The following is a 14,929-nucleotide window of genomic DNA, read 5'->3' on the forward strand; positions in this document are numbered from 1 at the left end:
GCATACTAAAATTAGAAGGTCAACCTTAACATTGGAAAAAGTAAAAAGGAATGTATGTTTCATTTTTACGGAATTATCCTGTAAAGTAGAGAGAAAGAACATTGAAAGGGGAAATTGAAGTGAAATTTTTTCATACTGCGGACTGGCATTTAGGCAAGCTCGTTCAAGGGATTTATATGACGGACGGACAGCGTTATGTCCTTGATCAATTCATTGAGGCAATTAGAGAAGAGAAGCCGGATGCGGTCGTTATCGCAGGCGATTTATATGACCGTGCGGTACCCCCGACAGAAGCGGTTGCACTACTCGATGAAGTGCTCGGAAAAATCACCATGGAACTTGAGACACCTGTCCTTGCAATTAGCGGTAACCACGATAGCCCAGGACGCCTCCATTTTGGAAGCGGATTGATGCGAGTGAATGGTTATCATATTGCCGGTCAAATGACGAAAGAAATAGAGCCGATCGTTTTAACGGATGAATTCGGAGAAGTCCATTTTCATCTCGTACCGTTTGCAGATCCATCGATTGTAAAGCATTTATATGGTGATGAAACAATCGTGAATCATAATGATGCAATGAAAAAAGTGATAGCTGGAATTCGTGAACAAATGGCAGATGGTGCACGACATGTGTTTGTAGGACATGCGTTTGTGACACCTCACGGGGAAAGTGAAGACAATACGAGTGACTCGGAACGGCCACTGGCAATTGGCGGAGCAGAATACGTTTCGGCACATCTTTTCGAACCATTTCACTACACAGCACTTGGACATTTGCATCAGGCACATTATGTGTTAAATGAAACGGTGCGGTTTGCAGGATCGCCAATGAAATACTCGATTTCAGAAGAAAACCATAACAAAGGTTTTTTAATTATTGAACTTGATGCGGAAGGACAAGTTGTTGTTGAAAAACGTGCGTTGAAACCGAAGCACGATATGCGGACAGTTGAAGGGATTATGGAAGATATTTTATTACATACGGTGAGTGAGGACTACGTATTCGTCAAACTATTGGATGAGACACCGGTCTTATTCCCCATGGAAAAAGTTCGGTCGGTCTATCCGAATGCGATGCATGTTGAGCGTAAAGTGTTTATACAGACTGCAAATTCGAGGGATGAACAACGGATGGAACATGTGAAGCATGATGATTTAGCACTATTTAAAGCATTTTATGATGAGATGAAAGGCGAAGCGCCAGACACGGAAACGGAAACTCTTTTTGCGGAAGTGCTCCATGAAGTTATGCATAAGGAGGGGACAGGACATTGAGACCAATCCAACTAATAATGACAGCATTTGGACCATATAAAGGGATGGAAACGGTCGATTTCAGGGAATTGAAAGACAATCGGCTATTCGTCATTTCGGGTGCAACAGGTGCAGGGAAAACGACGCTTTTTGACGGTATTTGTTTTGCGCTATACGGTCAGGCGAGCGGAGAAGACCGAACGGATAACCGTGCGATGCGAAGTGACTTCGCTGACGATGCAGTTCAAACGACCGTTGAGCTGACGTTTGACATTCATAATCGGACATATCGGATTATGCGGCAAATTCCATATGTGAAACAGGGGAATAAATCTGAAACGACCGCGCGATGCGAGTTCTATGAACTTACGGCAGACGGGGAAGTACCACTAGTTGAAAGACAGATTGTATCTGAAATTAATAAGAAGGCGGAGGAACTGATCGGTTTTACACAGGCGCAATTCAGTCAAATTGTGATGTTGCCGCAAGGAGAATTCCGGAAGTTTCTAACATCGGATACAGAAAACAAAGAAACAATCATGCGGAAAATATTTAAAACAGATCAGTACCGTGAAATTGTAGAACGATTGAAAGAGAAAAAAGACAATGCACAGCTGATATTGACAAAAGAGATGCAACAGAGCGAGGGGCATATTAGCCAAATAACTTCCCTACTGCCGGAACGTGAGTCATCGGTCTTTACTGTCCTGGCGAATGAACATTACAATGTGAATCAAGTCGTTCAAGGGTTAGAAGAAGAACTTGTATTTTATCAAGAAAAGACGGTTGTTGTTAAAAAGACTTATGACGACGTCTATGCAAAGCATACCAAAATGCAAGAAACGTACCACTCCGCGAAAGGTGTGAATGAACGTTTTGTTGAATTGCGTCAAAAAGAATTTACGTTAAATGGGTTAGCGGAACAGTTGCCGACTATGGAACGAAAAGAACAGCAGCTGGCTGATGCAGAGCGGGCCGTTTCAATTGGAGAAATCGAGATGCAGTTTCAGGCATTGAAAGAAGAAACTGTTTCAAAAGCTGTTGATCTTAAAAGAGCCCAGGAAGCAGTCCAGATTGCAACAGAGAAGATGGAACTTGCCGGACAACGTTTTAGAGCTGAAGAAGAAAGAAAAGAAGACCGTGACCAACTGGCAGAAAGCTTGATTCGTCTAAAAGATTATTTACCAGAAGTTTCGAGTTTAGCGTCAAAAAAAGCTGCTCTTGATTTGATGAAAAAAGAAAATAATATTCTGGGAAAAGAACTAGAAATAACCGCTAGAAAAACAGAAGAAGAAACCAAGAACGTGGAAAGTATGAAATTGAAAATCGAGACGGTTGAAGCGGGACTTGTTCAGTATGATGAACGTATCGATCAATTAAATGTGGTAAATGAAAAATGCAAAGTACTGGATGAATTCAACGTCATTCAAAATCGGATGAACATATTGGAACAAGGAAAGAGCGACAAGGAAGCGCATTATGAAGTATGTCAAAAGAAATACGATCGAGTAGAACAACTCTGGTTGAATAACCAAGCAGCTATGTTAGCTGCGTCTCTTAATGACGGTGAATCTTGCCCGGTATGTGGAAGCGAAGAACATCCCGCCAAATCTCATAAAACAATTGAAGCAACTGTTTCAAAAGAACAGCTTGAGGCAGAAAAAGAACGGCTGAAAGAAGCCGAAAGTCAATTCCGAACTGTAGCCATTACCTATCAAAATGCAGTAGAACAGTTAAAGGATAAAGAACAAGAAATGAAGCTGTTAGCTATAGAAGTGGATAAAAAGAATTTACATGAGGTTAAACGGGAAGTAGAGACAGAAGTGGCCAAGCTTCGCGGGGATCGAAAATTACTCGTCGATCTGAAAGAGAAATTGAAACAACAAGAAGTAGTCGCAGCACAGCTCATGACACAAAAATCGGATATGGAACACGCATTGATACGACAACAATCGTTGTACGATACTCAATTAGCCCTTTTTAACATGACATTACAAACGATACCGGAAGATGTGCAGGTACTTGCCGCACTTCAGGAGCGTATTGCTGGGGCAGAAAAGAAAAAAGCGGAATTAGATCATGCTTGGGAAAGCGTACAGAAAGTGCGTGAAGAAACTAGTGAGAAACTGACGACGGCGAAATCTGCGGAAATGCATGCAGTGAAAACCTTGGAAGAAGCCAAAGGGAAAAAGAGTCGGGCGGAAAGTAGATTCAAAAAAGCATTGGAAGAATCCGCGTTCCCAACTGTAGAGGCTTATCGCGAGGCAAAAATGCCAGAAGTGGACCGTAATTCGTTAAAAGAAAAAGTTGCAAACTATAAACAGCAACTCCATTCATTGCGCGATGCAGTGGCGGAATTACGAGTTATGCTTGAAGGAAAAGAAATAGTGGATCTAAGTAGTTTGGAAACGAAAGTGAACGATTTGAAACGTGACTATGAAGCCGCTCTTACTGACTACAATGCTTCGTCAGAATTTGAAAAGACTGCATTTGGTTTGAAAGAGAAACTTGTGAAGTCGTCTGAAAAGGTGATTGAACTTGAACGGATTTATGGGAAAATCACAGACCTTTACGATATTGTAAGAGGGCAGAACGGATTGAAACTATCGTTCGAACGCTATATTCAAATCGAATATTTGGAGCGAATCATCCAGTCTGCAAATGAACGGTTGAAAGAGATGTCGAACGGACAATTTGTCTTGATGCGAAGTGACCGTCAGGAAGTGCGAGGGAGGCAAAGCGGACTGGGTCTCGATGTATACGATGCCTATACAGGACAAACTCGCGATGTGAAGACTTTGTCAGGCGGTGAAAAGTTCAATGCATCCCTCTGCCTGGCACTTGGTATGGCAGATGTCATCCAAAGCTTCCAAGGCTCAGTTTCGATAGACACGATGTTTATTGATGAGGGATTCGGTTCGCTTGATGAAGAATCGCTGAACAAAGCGATAGATACGCTTATCGACCTGCAGAAATCAGGCAGGATGATTGGCGTCATCTCTCACGTAGAAGAATTGAAGGCCGCTTTCCCAGCGACTCTTGAAGTGAAAAAGACGAGAGAAGGATATAGTCACACTAATTTTTTAATCAAATAAACAACTATTAATCTCGTGCTGCATACTCACATGCAGTACGTTTTTTTGAAGACAAAGAGTTGTGAAATGATAAATAGAAGTGTATGATCAAAATATGTGAGTGAGTACTAACTAACTTAAATGAGGATGGAGAGATTGTCATGACAGAACGTGTAGTCGTAATTACGGGAGCAGCAAGTGGCATTGGACGCGAGACAGCAATGAAATTCGCAAGAAAAGGGGATAAAGTTATTGTTGCCGATTTTAATGAAATAGGCGGAAATCAAACGGTTAGCCTTATTAAAGAAGAAGGTGGAGAAGCAACATTTGTACAAGTAGATGTTTCTAAATTCGAAGAAGTTGAAGCGCTTGTCGATAAAGCAGTCGAACTTTATGGCTCAATCGATGTTCTTCATAACAATGCTGGTATTGGGGGAATGAAACATTTATTGGACTATGACATGAGCGATTATGATCGAGTAATTGGTGTCAATCAAAACGGAGTATTCTACGGGATTTTGGCGGCAGGACGGAAAATGCGTGATTTGAATGTCAAAGGAGTTATTATTAACACGGCTTCCGTTTTCGGATATATGGCGAACCATGGTACATTTTCTTATCAGGCATCCAAGGGAGCAGTTCGCATGATGACGCAAACGGCTGCACTGGAATTGGCGCCTTACGGAATTCGTGTTGTAGGCGTTGCGCCAGGCGGAGTCGATACACCAATCATTCAAGGTTATAAAGATGCTGGTTTGGAAGAGCATTTGAAAAAACAGCAAATGCGTCAGCAGCTTATTCGTCCTGAAGCGATCGCAAATGCGGTATACTTGCTATCATTAGAAGAAGCAGATGTGATTAACGGAAGTGTGGTTATGCTTGATGACGGGTTCGCCTCATTCAAATAAGCAACAAACAAAAGGAAATCTGACGAAAATACGAATTATTGAAGTGGCTAGAGAACTTTTTTTTGAGCGGGGTTTTGACGCAACATCAACTGCACAGATTGCCAGTAAAGTTGGATTGTCAGAAGCGGCACTGTACAAGCATTTCAAAGGAAAAAAAGCGCTATTGCTTGCGACTGTTGAACCGGAGCGTCTTGCAGAGAGGGATGAAGACTATTACGTAGCCTTGTCTGAAAAAGAACTTTTCCATGAATGGGCTACATATGTCATGGAAGTTGTTTTTAAAAATAGACCTCAATATTCAATTTTGTATAATGAATCACAGAAGCATCCAGAGCTTTCTGAGGACTATGTCCGATACATTTATAAGCAATCGATCATTGATTGTGAAATTTTGAAACGGATTAAAAAAGGAGTAATAGCAGAAATTGATTTGATATTGTTACAAGTGGGTCTGATTGGTGCGCTTCTTGCGATGTTGAAGCATAAAGAAATTCATGACCCTCAATTGAATCTATCGATTGTTCCGGAAGACATAAAACGTATGTTGTTCTTGATGGTTGACGGGGAGCATTATAAAATGTGAAAAAATACCTGTTGCAGTATTATGCTGCAACAGGTATTTTTAAAAGAACTTCCAGTGATATATTGCATTTAGGAAGCTATAGGCGTATTATTACTTTAGCGATATATTGCATACACATAATGCTGTTTTAACATCAAGGGGGAACTGGAATTATGCAAAAGAAATTATCATTTTCATCGTATCTTGCTATTGGTTTGATGCTATTCGCACTATTTTTTGGAGCCGGAAATCTTATTTTTCCAGCACAGCTTGGGCAGTACGCCGGAACGAACATGTGGCTAGCTATTATCGGATTTTTAGTGACAGGCGTGGGACTTCCGTTTCTTGGTATACTAGCGATGGGCTTCTCAGGAAGCCAAAATTTACAGCAACTTGCAAGCCGGATTCATCCAGTTTATGCAGTTGTTTTCACATCACTACTCTATTTAACAATCGGTCCATTCTTCGCTGCTCCACGTACAGGTGCAGTTGCGTTTGATATCGGAATCTCCCCATTTATTAGCGAGGAGTATATACAAAGTGCTTCCATTATTTTCACGTTATTGTTCTTTGGTCTAACATTGTGGTTGTCGTTAAATCCTGCAAAAATTGTTGACCGTGTCGGTAAAATTCTCTCACCGGCACTCATCGTTCTTTTGTTGGCTTTATTGGTTTTGGTCATTGTAAAACCAATGGGTGTGATTCAGCCTCCACAAGGCGATTATACAAGCGGAGCGTTAATAAAAGGTGTTATGGAAGGCTATAATACAATGGACGCACTCGCCTCACTGGTCTTCGGGATTATCGTCATTAACGCCATCCGCTCCATGGGTGTGACGAATAAGCGTGAAATTCTTAAGGCGACAGCGAAAGCAGGTGCAGTCGCGACTACATTCCTTGCAATTATCTATGTAGGGATTGCTTATCTAGGAGCGACTAGTACGGAGTTGTTCGGACTATTTGACACGGGCGGCCCTGTACTAAGTGGAGCATCTTCTCATTATTTAGGGACTTTTGGATTGGTTATGCTCGCTGTGGTCATACTGCTCGCATGTTTGACTACGAGTATCGGACTGGTTACTGCATGTGCTGAATACTTCAATACAATTATGCCGAAAATCAGCTACAAAGTATTTGTTATATTCTTCTCGACGTTCTGTTTTGTCATCGCGAATTTCGGATTGGCGAATATCATTACGTATTCGATTCCAGTATTGATGTTCTTATATCCTTTGGCTGTTGTTTTAATGATTCTGACTTTCCTTTCACCGCTATTCAATCATGCGCGGATAGTGTATGTATCAGCCACGGTTGTCGCATTTATGATTAGTTTCATTGATGGATTTAAAACGCTTTGTAAATCACTTAAGATAGACTATTTTGACTGGTTAGCCCCAATTATATCCTTTTATGATCGTGTACTGCCTTTCTACGAGGAAGGACTTGGTTGGCTTTTACCGGTATTCATTGTCATACTAATAACCGGAATAGCCGCACGCATTCAGAAAAAACCTATAGTAGAAGTATAATAAAAAGCCGGTTCCTCGTTGAAAGGGAACCGGCTTTTTGTATTTACTTGGATTTTAAAGAATGGAATTCATCAATTGCCCGCAGCCAATTGCCACGCATAATTGAGGACACGTTCGTTTCGTCACGATTTTTCATTAACTTAATGATTTTATTGTGTTCTCCAATCGACTTTTCAGTCAAAATAATAGAATTATGGAAGAATAATCTTCTGACATGTGCTTGAAGCGATGCAACCATAGATAAGATATATGGATTATTTGCCGTATCGACGATAATCTGATGAAATTCTTCATCGATTTTCAATGCTGAAAAATAATTTTTAGTATAGACCGCGTCGGCAAACCGTTCGTTCGTACTTTCAAGTAAGGCAATTGTTTCTTTAGTAAGTTGCGGAATTGCAAGTTCCGCGGATAATGCTTGCAACGCTGCGAGAGGCGGAAGAAGATCTATAATAGATTCTTTATCTACTTCTGTCACTTGTGTCGCTTTTCCGGGATACATCTTCACAAACCCTTGCACTTCAAGCAGTTGCAATGATTCGCGAATAGGTGTCCTGCTGACCCCCAATGCCCCGGCAAGTTCTGTATCGTTCAATTTTTCACCTGGATGCAATGTACCATCTATAATCCATTGCTGGAGTTGGTTAAAGGCATTTTCCTTTGCGGAAATTCGAAGAGGCTTCTCGTGTTCTGTCGGTATCGGCATTGTGAATCACCATCCTATATAAGTCATTATTGCTCTAGTATACAATAAAGTGACGCCAGTTGGAAGATATGCAATATATTACGAATGGGAATCAATCCTTTTTAAGCAAGTCGTCTGCCTTCGGAAAGCATTTTTTGGTAACGTAATATATGTAATAGCCAACCATGCTACCTACTGTGTTTAACCATAAATCATCTATATCGCTACTTCTTGCTTGGGGCACTTGCATTATTTCGATGAAAAGTGAAATGCTTAATCCAATAAGAGTAACTTTCCAAAAACGATTGAATGTCTTCCATAACATCGGAATCATAAAGCCGATGGGTATGAAAATACAGATGTTACCTAAAAAGTTTATAATAAAGGGTTGCCAAAAATTCAGTTCCATTATGGCGTAATAGTTATCTTGAAAAACTCTGAACGGCATAAGATTTACATTCGAAAACGAGCGTGTAACGACGGGACCTGTATAGAGGAATGTCAGTATTGTTTGCGAAAATAACGCTGTCATGAATAGTAGAAAGACAACAATGCCAATTTCGTGGTATAAGTGAACCTCCTTGTATCCTCGCAAGTTATTGTAAGTGACGCGGAGGATGAGGATAATTGGTAAAGCAACTAGTAAATATGGAATCATTTCTCCGATATAACCTAAAATTGATGTCATTAAATCCACCTTACTTTATTATAAGTCTCGTTTATACTTCAGTGATATGTCCTGATCTTCTATAGAAGTTCCGTATGCAAGTTCTTCATGCTGGAAGATGAACCCCCGAGCTTCGTAGAAGGGGATGCCGAACATGTTTCCTTTGGCCACGGAAACCCATTGTTCTTGTGCGCCATAGGTATATTTCTGTATTTTAGTAAAGAAGTCGAGAAGTCGTGTGCCGATACCCATTCCACGCATTAAAGGATCCAAATAGAAAACATATACTTCTCCTGTAGTTTCACTAGTCATTCCACCGCCAATAGCCCCGACGATTATACCATCTTTCTCGGCAATGAAATAACCGTGCCATTGTTCATTAATAGTGACGATTTCTTGCTCAATACGTTTCACATTGTAATATTGCTCGATCAGTTTAGTGAGATAAGCCTCGGAATAAAGCTTTTCATATGTAAACCATTGACTTGTTACAAGTATGTCGGTTATGGCCACGGCATCATTTCTTGTTGCTCTGCGAATAGTTATCGGCTTCATATACACACCTCTTTGCATGTAATAATCTATAACCTGTTTGTAATGGTAAAGGTAGCTTACTGTAATGTTCCTGTAATAGTCGATTGCTATTATAAGTATAGACTAAATAGCAGGGAGTAGAGTAATTGAGAAAAATTTTAATGACACTCATTCTTACGATTGCATTATTGGTCAGCGGGGCAAATGAAAGCTGGGCAGCATCACCAAATTACATAGTTAAGAAAGGTGATTCGTTATTCAAAATCTCTAAGATGCATAACGTCTCTATTTCTAACTTAAAATCATGGAACAACTTGAAGTCAAATACAATCCACCCAAATATGAAACTGAAAGTCGCTTCTGGAGCAAAAGCTGTTAAAAAAACAGCAGCACCGAAAAAAGCAGCTAAATCAGTAGCGAAAACACCATCACGTTCTGACTCCGACAACGTAGTCAAAGAATTCACCGTGTCAGCTAGTGCATTTACAGCAAACTGTAATGGATGTTCAGGTATTACAAAAACAGGCGTTAATTTGAAGAGTAACCCTGATGTGAAGATTATTGCAGTCGACCCAAGTGTCATTAAATTAGGGACAAAGGTACATGTGGAAGGCTACGGATATGCGATTGCCGGTGATACGGGAAGCGCAATCAAAGGAAAAAAGATTGACGTATTTTTCCCGACAAAAGAGGCAGCTTACAAATGGGGCAGGAAAAATGTAAAGATAAAAATATTGAATTAAATGATAAAGCGCTAACTTTTCAACTGAAAAGTTAGCGCTTTTTTTGAATCAATTCAGAAGCAACTACATTTGTTTTCTTGTGGAATTTTTGTAATGAAAAAGACAACTCGCTGTAATGTTCTTGTCATACAACTTGGACAAGCTGTCTCCGTGGAATAAAACACGAGGAGACGAGTAAATGAAAAATATGCTTTTGACACTAATCCTGACGATTGCCTTATTGGTCAGCGGAGCAAATGAAAGTGCCGCTTCATCATCAATGTATACGGTGAAAAAAGGAGATACATTATACAAAATTTCTCGAATGTACAACACAACAGTAGCAAACTTGAAGTCATGGAATAATTTAAAATCGGATACTATTTTCCCAAAGCAAAAACTTAGTGTTGTTTCAAGCGCTAAGAAATCTAAGAAAACAGCTGCAACAGCTAATAAGCCCGCCGTAAAGACTATATCACGGTCATCTTCTGTGAAACCCGTTAAAGAGTTTACTGTCTCGGCAACTGCATATACAGCGTATTGTAATGGTTGTTCAGGTATCACGAAAACAGGTATCAACTTGAGGGAAAACTCTGATCTGAAAGTGATTGCCGTAGATCCAAATGTCATCAAACTTGGCACGAAAGTACATGTAGAAGGCTACGGATACGCAATTGCAGGTGATACGGGCGGTTCGATTAAAGGAAATAAGATTGATGTATTTATCCCCTCGAAAAGCGAGGCTTATAAGTGGGGGCGGAAAAACGTCAAAATAACAATAGTTGAATAAAGTTGATAGAAGCTTGCCTATTTCATTGGGCAAGCTTTTTTTTACGTTCAGGCTCTAGCGCATTTAACAGTTTAACTAATTCAGAAGAAGTGGTGTAATACATAACAACGCATTGCTATTCAGAGTCCTGTCTGCTATATTTCGTATTCACCTATTAATCGTATTGTAAGGAGCTTCAGACTATGATTTATTTTCAAAAAAGCGACATAAAAACCCCCCATATCAAACCCAATGTAACAGTTAATTTGAAAATGAAGATGATTCTTCTTATAGGGATATTAATCATTGCAATTGTTTTGGTCATCGGGCTTTTCATCGATTATTTCATGTCTGATACTTTAGAAACCCAAATGGGGGAAAGGGCACTTAGTGTTGCCGAAAGTGTAGCCCATATTCCTGAACTTGCAAACGCATTTGGGGAGGAAAATCCTGCCTTACTAATAGAACCGATCATTACACCGATTCAAGAGGCTACTGGAGCTGAATTTATCGTCATTGGAAATACGGAAGAAATTAGATACGCTCATCCAATAGCCGCTCATATTGGTGAAAAAATGATGGGTGAAGATAATGAGCGAGCATTAGTATATGGAGAATCATATGTTTCAAAAGCAGTCGGTTCTTTAGGCAGTTCGTTAAGAGCAAAAGTGCCCATTTACTTGGAAGGGAAGATTATCGGAGTTGTTTCAGTCGGCTTTTTAGCCGATGATATACAAAGTATAATTCGTACCTACAATAACCAGCTATGGTTTGTCTGGTTACTCATTGTTGGAGTTGCAATCATCGGAGCAGTTGTTATTGCATCGTATATTAAAAAAGTATTATTTGGATTGGAACCGGAGGAAATAACTCATTTGCTGATCCAGAAAGAAACTATTCTTCAGTCCACACATGAAGGGATCATTGCATTGAATCCAGATGGAATGATTACAATGATGAATTCATCTGCCCAACATCTATTTTTTGATAAACCAATTACCTCCAATCGGTACTTGGGTAAAATGATAAAAGAAATATCTCCAACTCCTCATTTATCCGAATTGTTGAATGACGTAGATGGGCTGGTGGATAAGGAAATAGTAATCGGTAAGAATATTGTTTTTATAAATACTGTTCCAATCTACTTTGAACAGACGTTTATGGGAACTGTCTCTACTTTTCGGAATAAAACTGAAATTGAGTTGTTAACTAGGGAGCTAACCCGGATTAAACAATACGCAAATGCATTAAGAGCCCAAACTCATGAATTCTCAAACAAGCTACATATGATACTAGGCCTATTGCAACTTGGAAAGAAAAAAGAAGTCATCGATTTTATCCAAAAAGAAAGTAACCTGCAGAAAAACTGGATTCGTATTTTGATAAGGAAAGTGGCGGACCCTTTAGTAAGTGGAATTTTATTGGGGAAACTAAATCAAGCGAATGAATCAGGCGTCGAGTTGGCAATTCATCCGGATAGTATATTGAAAGGTAACCTATCTGAAAAGAAGAGTGAAGCATTATTGACCGCTATTGGAAACTTGATTGATAACGCGATGGACGCGGTGAAAAATAAACCCGCTACGAACCGGAAAATATCAATTTTTTTTACCGATATAGGTGACGATATCATTTTTGAAATCGAGGATTCAGGTGAAGGAATTCATATGGAGCTGTCCCGCAAAGTATTTGAACAGGGATATACTTCTAAAGCAGGCATGAATCGCGGTTTTGGACTAGCCTTAACGAAACAAAAAATTACCGAAGTGGATGGTGCTCTCTATTTAGAGGAAAGCGAACTTGGCGGAGCTTGTTTTGTTATTTCAATCCCAAAAGATTCAGTAGAAGGAGGAGATAGAGTTGAATGATACGATACGGGTATTAATTGTGGAGGATGATTTTAGAATTGCAGAAATCAATCGTCAGTTTGTTAATCGAGTAGATGGATTTACAGTGCTCGATGTTGTTAAAACGGGGAAGGAAGCACTAGCTTATTTACGGAACCATAGGTCAGGTGGACCCCAGCTGATCTTGTTGGATGTCTATATACCTGATACTGAAGGGCTGAGTTTATTTTGGCAATTACGGAATGAGTTTAATGAAATTGATGTCATTATGGTAACTGCGGCGAAGGAAGTAACGACGATTACAGAAACGCTGCGAGGCGGGATTTTCGATTATATTGTGAAACCAGCAGATTTTATTCGTTTTGAGCAGACGTTGAAAAGGTTCAGTGGTCAGCACGCACTTCTTTCATCAAGAGAGGAGCTTGAGCAGGATGAAATCGATAGGCTGATAGGTATGCAAGCATTGCCGAAGCTTGAAACCGCGACCGAAGGCAAGTTACCAAAAGGAATTGACCAGATTACATTAGATAAAATAAAAGCTATTTTACAGACGACCGAAAACTCAGGGGTTACCGCAATGAATGCCGGAAACAAAGTAGGCGTAAGCCGCTCAACAGCGAGACGTTATTTGGAGTACCTAGTGTCAGTTAAAGAAGCGGAAGCGCAATTAAACTATGGAGACATCGGGCGGCCTGAACGAAAATACATACCGTGGACAAAATGAACAAAATACACAGAAAGATTAATAGTGTTTTTACTTAACTAAACTTATTTTTCTACTCTCTTTATGATAAATTTCTGAGTATAGAAAACTTTGAAAAAGAGAGGATTCACTTTGTATGCCGAAACAAATTTTCAATCGTTATGAAAATTGTTGTATCCGCTTACACTAAGTGACCTTCCTTTTCATTAGTACACAGTCGTTTACTAGAAGGAGGAAATTATGCTTAGTATTATTGGTTTATTTACAATACTCATTGTTGTTGTGCTACTTATTAGTGGCAAAGTCTCTCCAATTGTAGGGCTTGTACTGGTTCCGATAGTGGGGGCGTTTAGTGCAGGATTCAACTTCGAACAAATTGGTGAGTTTTTCACAAGTGGAACGCAGTCTGTCTTCAGTGTTGCTGTCATGTTCATTTTTGCGATACTGTTTTTCGGAATCATGCAGGATGTAGGGGTATTCGACCCTCTCATTGATAAGATGATATCACTTACTCGTGGAAATGTTATCGCAGTGGCTGTTGGTACAGTTATCATCGCTGCAATCGCCCACTTGGATGGTTCGGGAGCCTCGACGTTCCTAATTACAATACCTGCTTTGCTCCCGTTATATAAAAAATTAAAGATGAGCCCGTATTTGTTGCTCATGTTAGTCGGAACAAGTGCAAGTGTCATGAATATGGTGCCTTGGGCTGGCCCGTTAGGAAGAACCGCGGCAGTGCTTGATATGGATGTCACTGAACTGTGGAGACCACTCATTAAGATTCAAATAATTGGCCTAGTATTATTAATTGTTTTGGCAGTTTTACTTGGACTTCGTGAAAAACGTCGCATCGCGAAAAACATATTAGCGGATGAAAAATCCATGTCCGCAGATGATTCACCTGAATTGCCGGTAAATGTTAATCAGGACCAAGATACGGTAGCGGAAAAGTTATTGAGCCGACCAAAGTTCTATTGGGTAAACGTCATATTAGCAATCAGTGTAATTGGCGTATTGGTATGGGGCGTAATTCCAGCTGGATTCGCATTTATGATTGGGGTCAGTATTGCTTTACCCATTAACTACCCTAACATCCAAGATCAGATGTCGCGTATAAAAGATCATGCACCGGGTGCAATTCTTATGGCAACGATCATTTTAGCTGCAGGTTCGTTTTTAGGTATTCTAAATGGGACGGATATGTTGAATTCGATTGCAAAAGATCTTGTGACTGTTCTGCCAGCATTCATCATTCCATATTTACATATCATTATAGGTGTGTTTGGTGTTCCATTCGATTTACTTTTAAGTACGGATGCTTATTATTTCGCCTTGCTTCCGATTGTTGATCAGGTTGTAACTGGTTTTGGAGTATCTTCACTCTCCGCTGCTTATGCTATGATCATCGGAAATATCATTGGAACGTTTGTCAGTCCTTTATCGCCGGCTCTATGGCTTGCGCTTGGACTGGCAGGTCTCGAAATGGGTCGTCATATCCGTTATTCATTTATGATGATGTGGGGTTTCAGTATTGTTCTATTGGCAATCGCTGTAGTCATCGGTGTTATTTCAATCTAATGTTAAAAGTGAAAACCAATTTCCCTTCGGGAGATTGGTTTTTTGCGTTTGAATAGTGTCAGAATTGACTGGGTGACTGTCACCCAGTCAATTCA

At 40.1% G+C, this 14,929-nt stretch carries 13 protein-coding genes; 10 read left to right on the forward strand and 3 right to left on the reverse strand.

What is annotated here, in order from left to right:
• Window positions 1–119 precede the first annotated feature (119 nt).
• The 5 genes from MKZ11_RS11975 (at window position 120) to brnQ (ending at window position 7,329) form a co-directional block, all read left to right on the forward strand.
• Entirely contained in the window at window positions 120–1,277 is a 1,158-nt protein-coding gene (locus MKZ11_RS11975; RefSeq protein ID WP_340794655.1) for an exonuclease SbcCD subunit D, read from the forward strand.
• Complete coding sequence (locus MKZ11_RS11980; RefSeq protein WP_340794656.1) at window positions 1,274–4,351, forward strand: SMC family ATPase; 3,078 nt, start codon at window positions 1,274–1,276, stop codon at window positions 4,349–4,351. Before MKZ11_RS11975 ends, MKZ11_RS11980 begins: the two co-directional genes overlap by 4 nt.
• Before the next feature lie 140 nt (window positions 4,352–4,491).
• A complete protein-coding gene (locus tag MKZ11_RS11985) occupies window positions 4,492–5,238 on the forward strand; it encodes an SDR family NAD(P)-dependent oxidoreductase (RefSeq protein WP_340794657.1) in 747 nt (248 codons plus the stop codon).
• Window positions 5,213–5,821, forward strand: a complete 609-nt coding sequence (locus MKZ11_RS11990) for a TetR/AcrR family transcriptional regulator (RefSeq protein ID WP_340794658.1) — start codon at window positions 5,213–5,215, stop codon at window positions 5,819–5,821. The genes MKZ11_RS11985 and MKZ11_RS11990 overlap by 26 nt, the downstream gene beginning before the upstream one ends.
• Window positions 5,822–5,973: 152 nt before the next feature.
• A complete protein-coding gene (gene brnQ / locus MKZ11_RS11995; protein ID WP_340794659.1) occupies window positions 5,974–7,329 on the forward strand; it encodes a branched-chain amino acid transport system II carrier protein in 1,356 nt (451 codons plus the stop codon).
• Window positions 7,330–7,372: 43 nt separating this feature from the next.
• Here brnQ and MKZ11_RS12000 read toward each other — a convergent pair whose 3' ends face one another.
• From MKZ11_RS12000 to MKZ11_RS12010, 3 genes are all read right to left on the reverse strand, one after another.
• The gene (locus tag MKZ11_RS12000) at window positions 7,373–8,035 is read right to left on the reverse strand and encodes a GntR family transcriptional regulator (protein WP_340794660.1); all 663 of its coding nucleotides are present in this window, start codon (window positions 8,033–8,035) and stop codon (window positions 7,373–7,375) included.
• Between the two features lie 91 nt (window positions 8,036–8,126).
• On the reverse strand, window positions 8,127–8,702 hold the full coding sequence (locus MKZ11_RS12005; protein ID WP_340794661.1) for a VanZ family protein: 576 nt from the start codon (window positions 8,700–8,702) through the stop codon (window positions 8,127–8,129).
• A gap of 18 nt (window positions 8,703–8,720) precedes the next feature.
• Window positions 8,721–9,236 carry a GNAT family N-acetyltransferase gene (locus MKZ11_RS12010; protein ID WP_340794662.1) on the reverse strand — a complete coding sequence of 172 codons (516 nt, stop codon included), beginning with the start codon at window positions 9,234–9,236 and terminating at the stop codon, window positions 8,721–8,723.
• Between the two features lie 125 nt (window positions 9,237–9,361).
• On the opposite strand from MKZ11_RS12010, the gene MKZ11_RS12015 reads away from it, so the two are divergent.
• From MKZ11_RS12015 to MKZ11_RS12035, 5 genes are all read left to right on the forward strand, one after another.
• Window positions 9,362–9,958 carry a 3D domain-containing protein gene (locus MKZ11_RS12015; protein WP_340794663.1) on the forward strand — a complete coding sequence of 199 codons (597 nt, stop codon included), beginning with the start codon at window positions 9,362–9,364 and terminating at the stop codon, window positions 9,956–9,958.
• 178 nt (window positions 9,959–10,136) lie between these two features.
• Window positions 10,137–10,727, forward strand: a complete 591-nt coding sequence (locus tag MKZ11_RS12020) for a 3D domain-containing protein (protein ID WP_340794664.1) — start codon at window positions 10,137–10,139, stop codon at window positions 10,725–10,727.
• Between the two features lie 182 nt (window positions 10,728–10,909).
• Window positions 10,910–12,574 carry a sensor histidine kinase gene (locus MKZ11_RS12025; RefSeq protein ID WP_340794665.1) on the forward strand — a complete coding sequence of 555 codons (1,665 nt, stop codon included), beginning with the start codon at window positions 10,910–10,912 and terminating at the stop codon, window positions 12,572–12,574.
• A complete protein-coding gene (locus MKZ11_RS12030; RefSeq protein WP_340794666.1) occupies window positions 12,567–13,277 on the forward strand; it encodes a response regulator in 711 nt (236 codons plus the stop codon). The genes MKZ11_RS12025 and MKZ11_RS12030 overlap by 8 nt, the downstream gene beginning before the upstream one ends.
• Window positions 13,278–13,496: 219 nt before the next feature.
• The gene (locus MKZ11_RS12035) at window positions 13,497–14,834 is read left to right on the forward strand and encodes a CitMHS family transporter (protein ID WP_340794667.1); all 1,338 of its coding nucleotides are present in this window, start codon (window positions 13,497–13,499) and stop codon (window positions 14,832–14,834) included.
• The last annotated feature ends 95 nt before the right edge of the window (window positions 14,835–14,929 follow it).

It is taken from the genome of Sporosarcina sp. FSL K6-1508 (assembly GCF_038007465.1).
GTDB classification, from domain to species: Bacteria; Bacillota; Bacilli; order Bacillales_A; family Planococcaceae; genus Sporosarcina; species Sporosarcina psychrophila_B.

Coding starts and splice junctions, on each gene's coding strand:
- MKZ11_RS11985 (WP_340794657.1), top strand. CDS start 4,492: ATGACAGAACGTGTAGTCGTAATTACGGGAGCAGCAAGTGGCATTGGA.
- MKZ11_RS11990 (WP_340794658.1), top strand. CDS start 5,213: ATGACGGGTTCGCCTCATTCAAATAAGCAACAAACAAAAGGAAATCTG.
- brnQ (WP_340794659.1), top strand. CDS start 5,974: ATGCAAAAGAAATTATCATTTTCATCGTATCTTGCTATTGGTTTGATG.
- MKZ11_RS12000 (WP_340794660.1), bottom strand. CDS start 8,035: ATGCCGATACCGACAGAACACGAGAAGCCTCTTCGAATTTCCGCAAAG.
- MKZ11_RS12005 (WP_340794661.1), bottom strand. CDS start 8,702: ATGACATCAATTTTAGGTTATATCGGAGAAATGATTCCATATTTACTA.
- MKZ11_RS12010 (WP_340794662.1), bottom strand. CDS start 9,236: ATGAAGCCGATAACTATTCGCAGAGCAACAAGAAATGATGCCGTGGCC.
- MKZ11_RS12020 (WP_340794664.1), top strand. CDS start 10,137: ATGAAAAATATGCTTTTGACACTAATCCTGACGATTGCCTTATTGGTC.
- MKZ11_RS12025 (WP_340794665.1), top strand. CDS start 10,910: ATGATTTATTTTCAAAAAAGCGACATAAAAACCCCCCATATCAAACCC.
- MKZ11_RS12035 (WP_340794667.1), top strand. CDS start 13,497: ATGCTTAGTATTATTGGTTTATTTACAATACTCATTGTTGTTGTGCTA.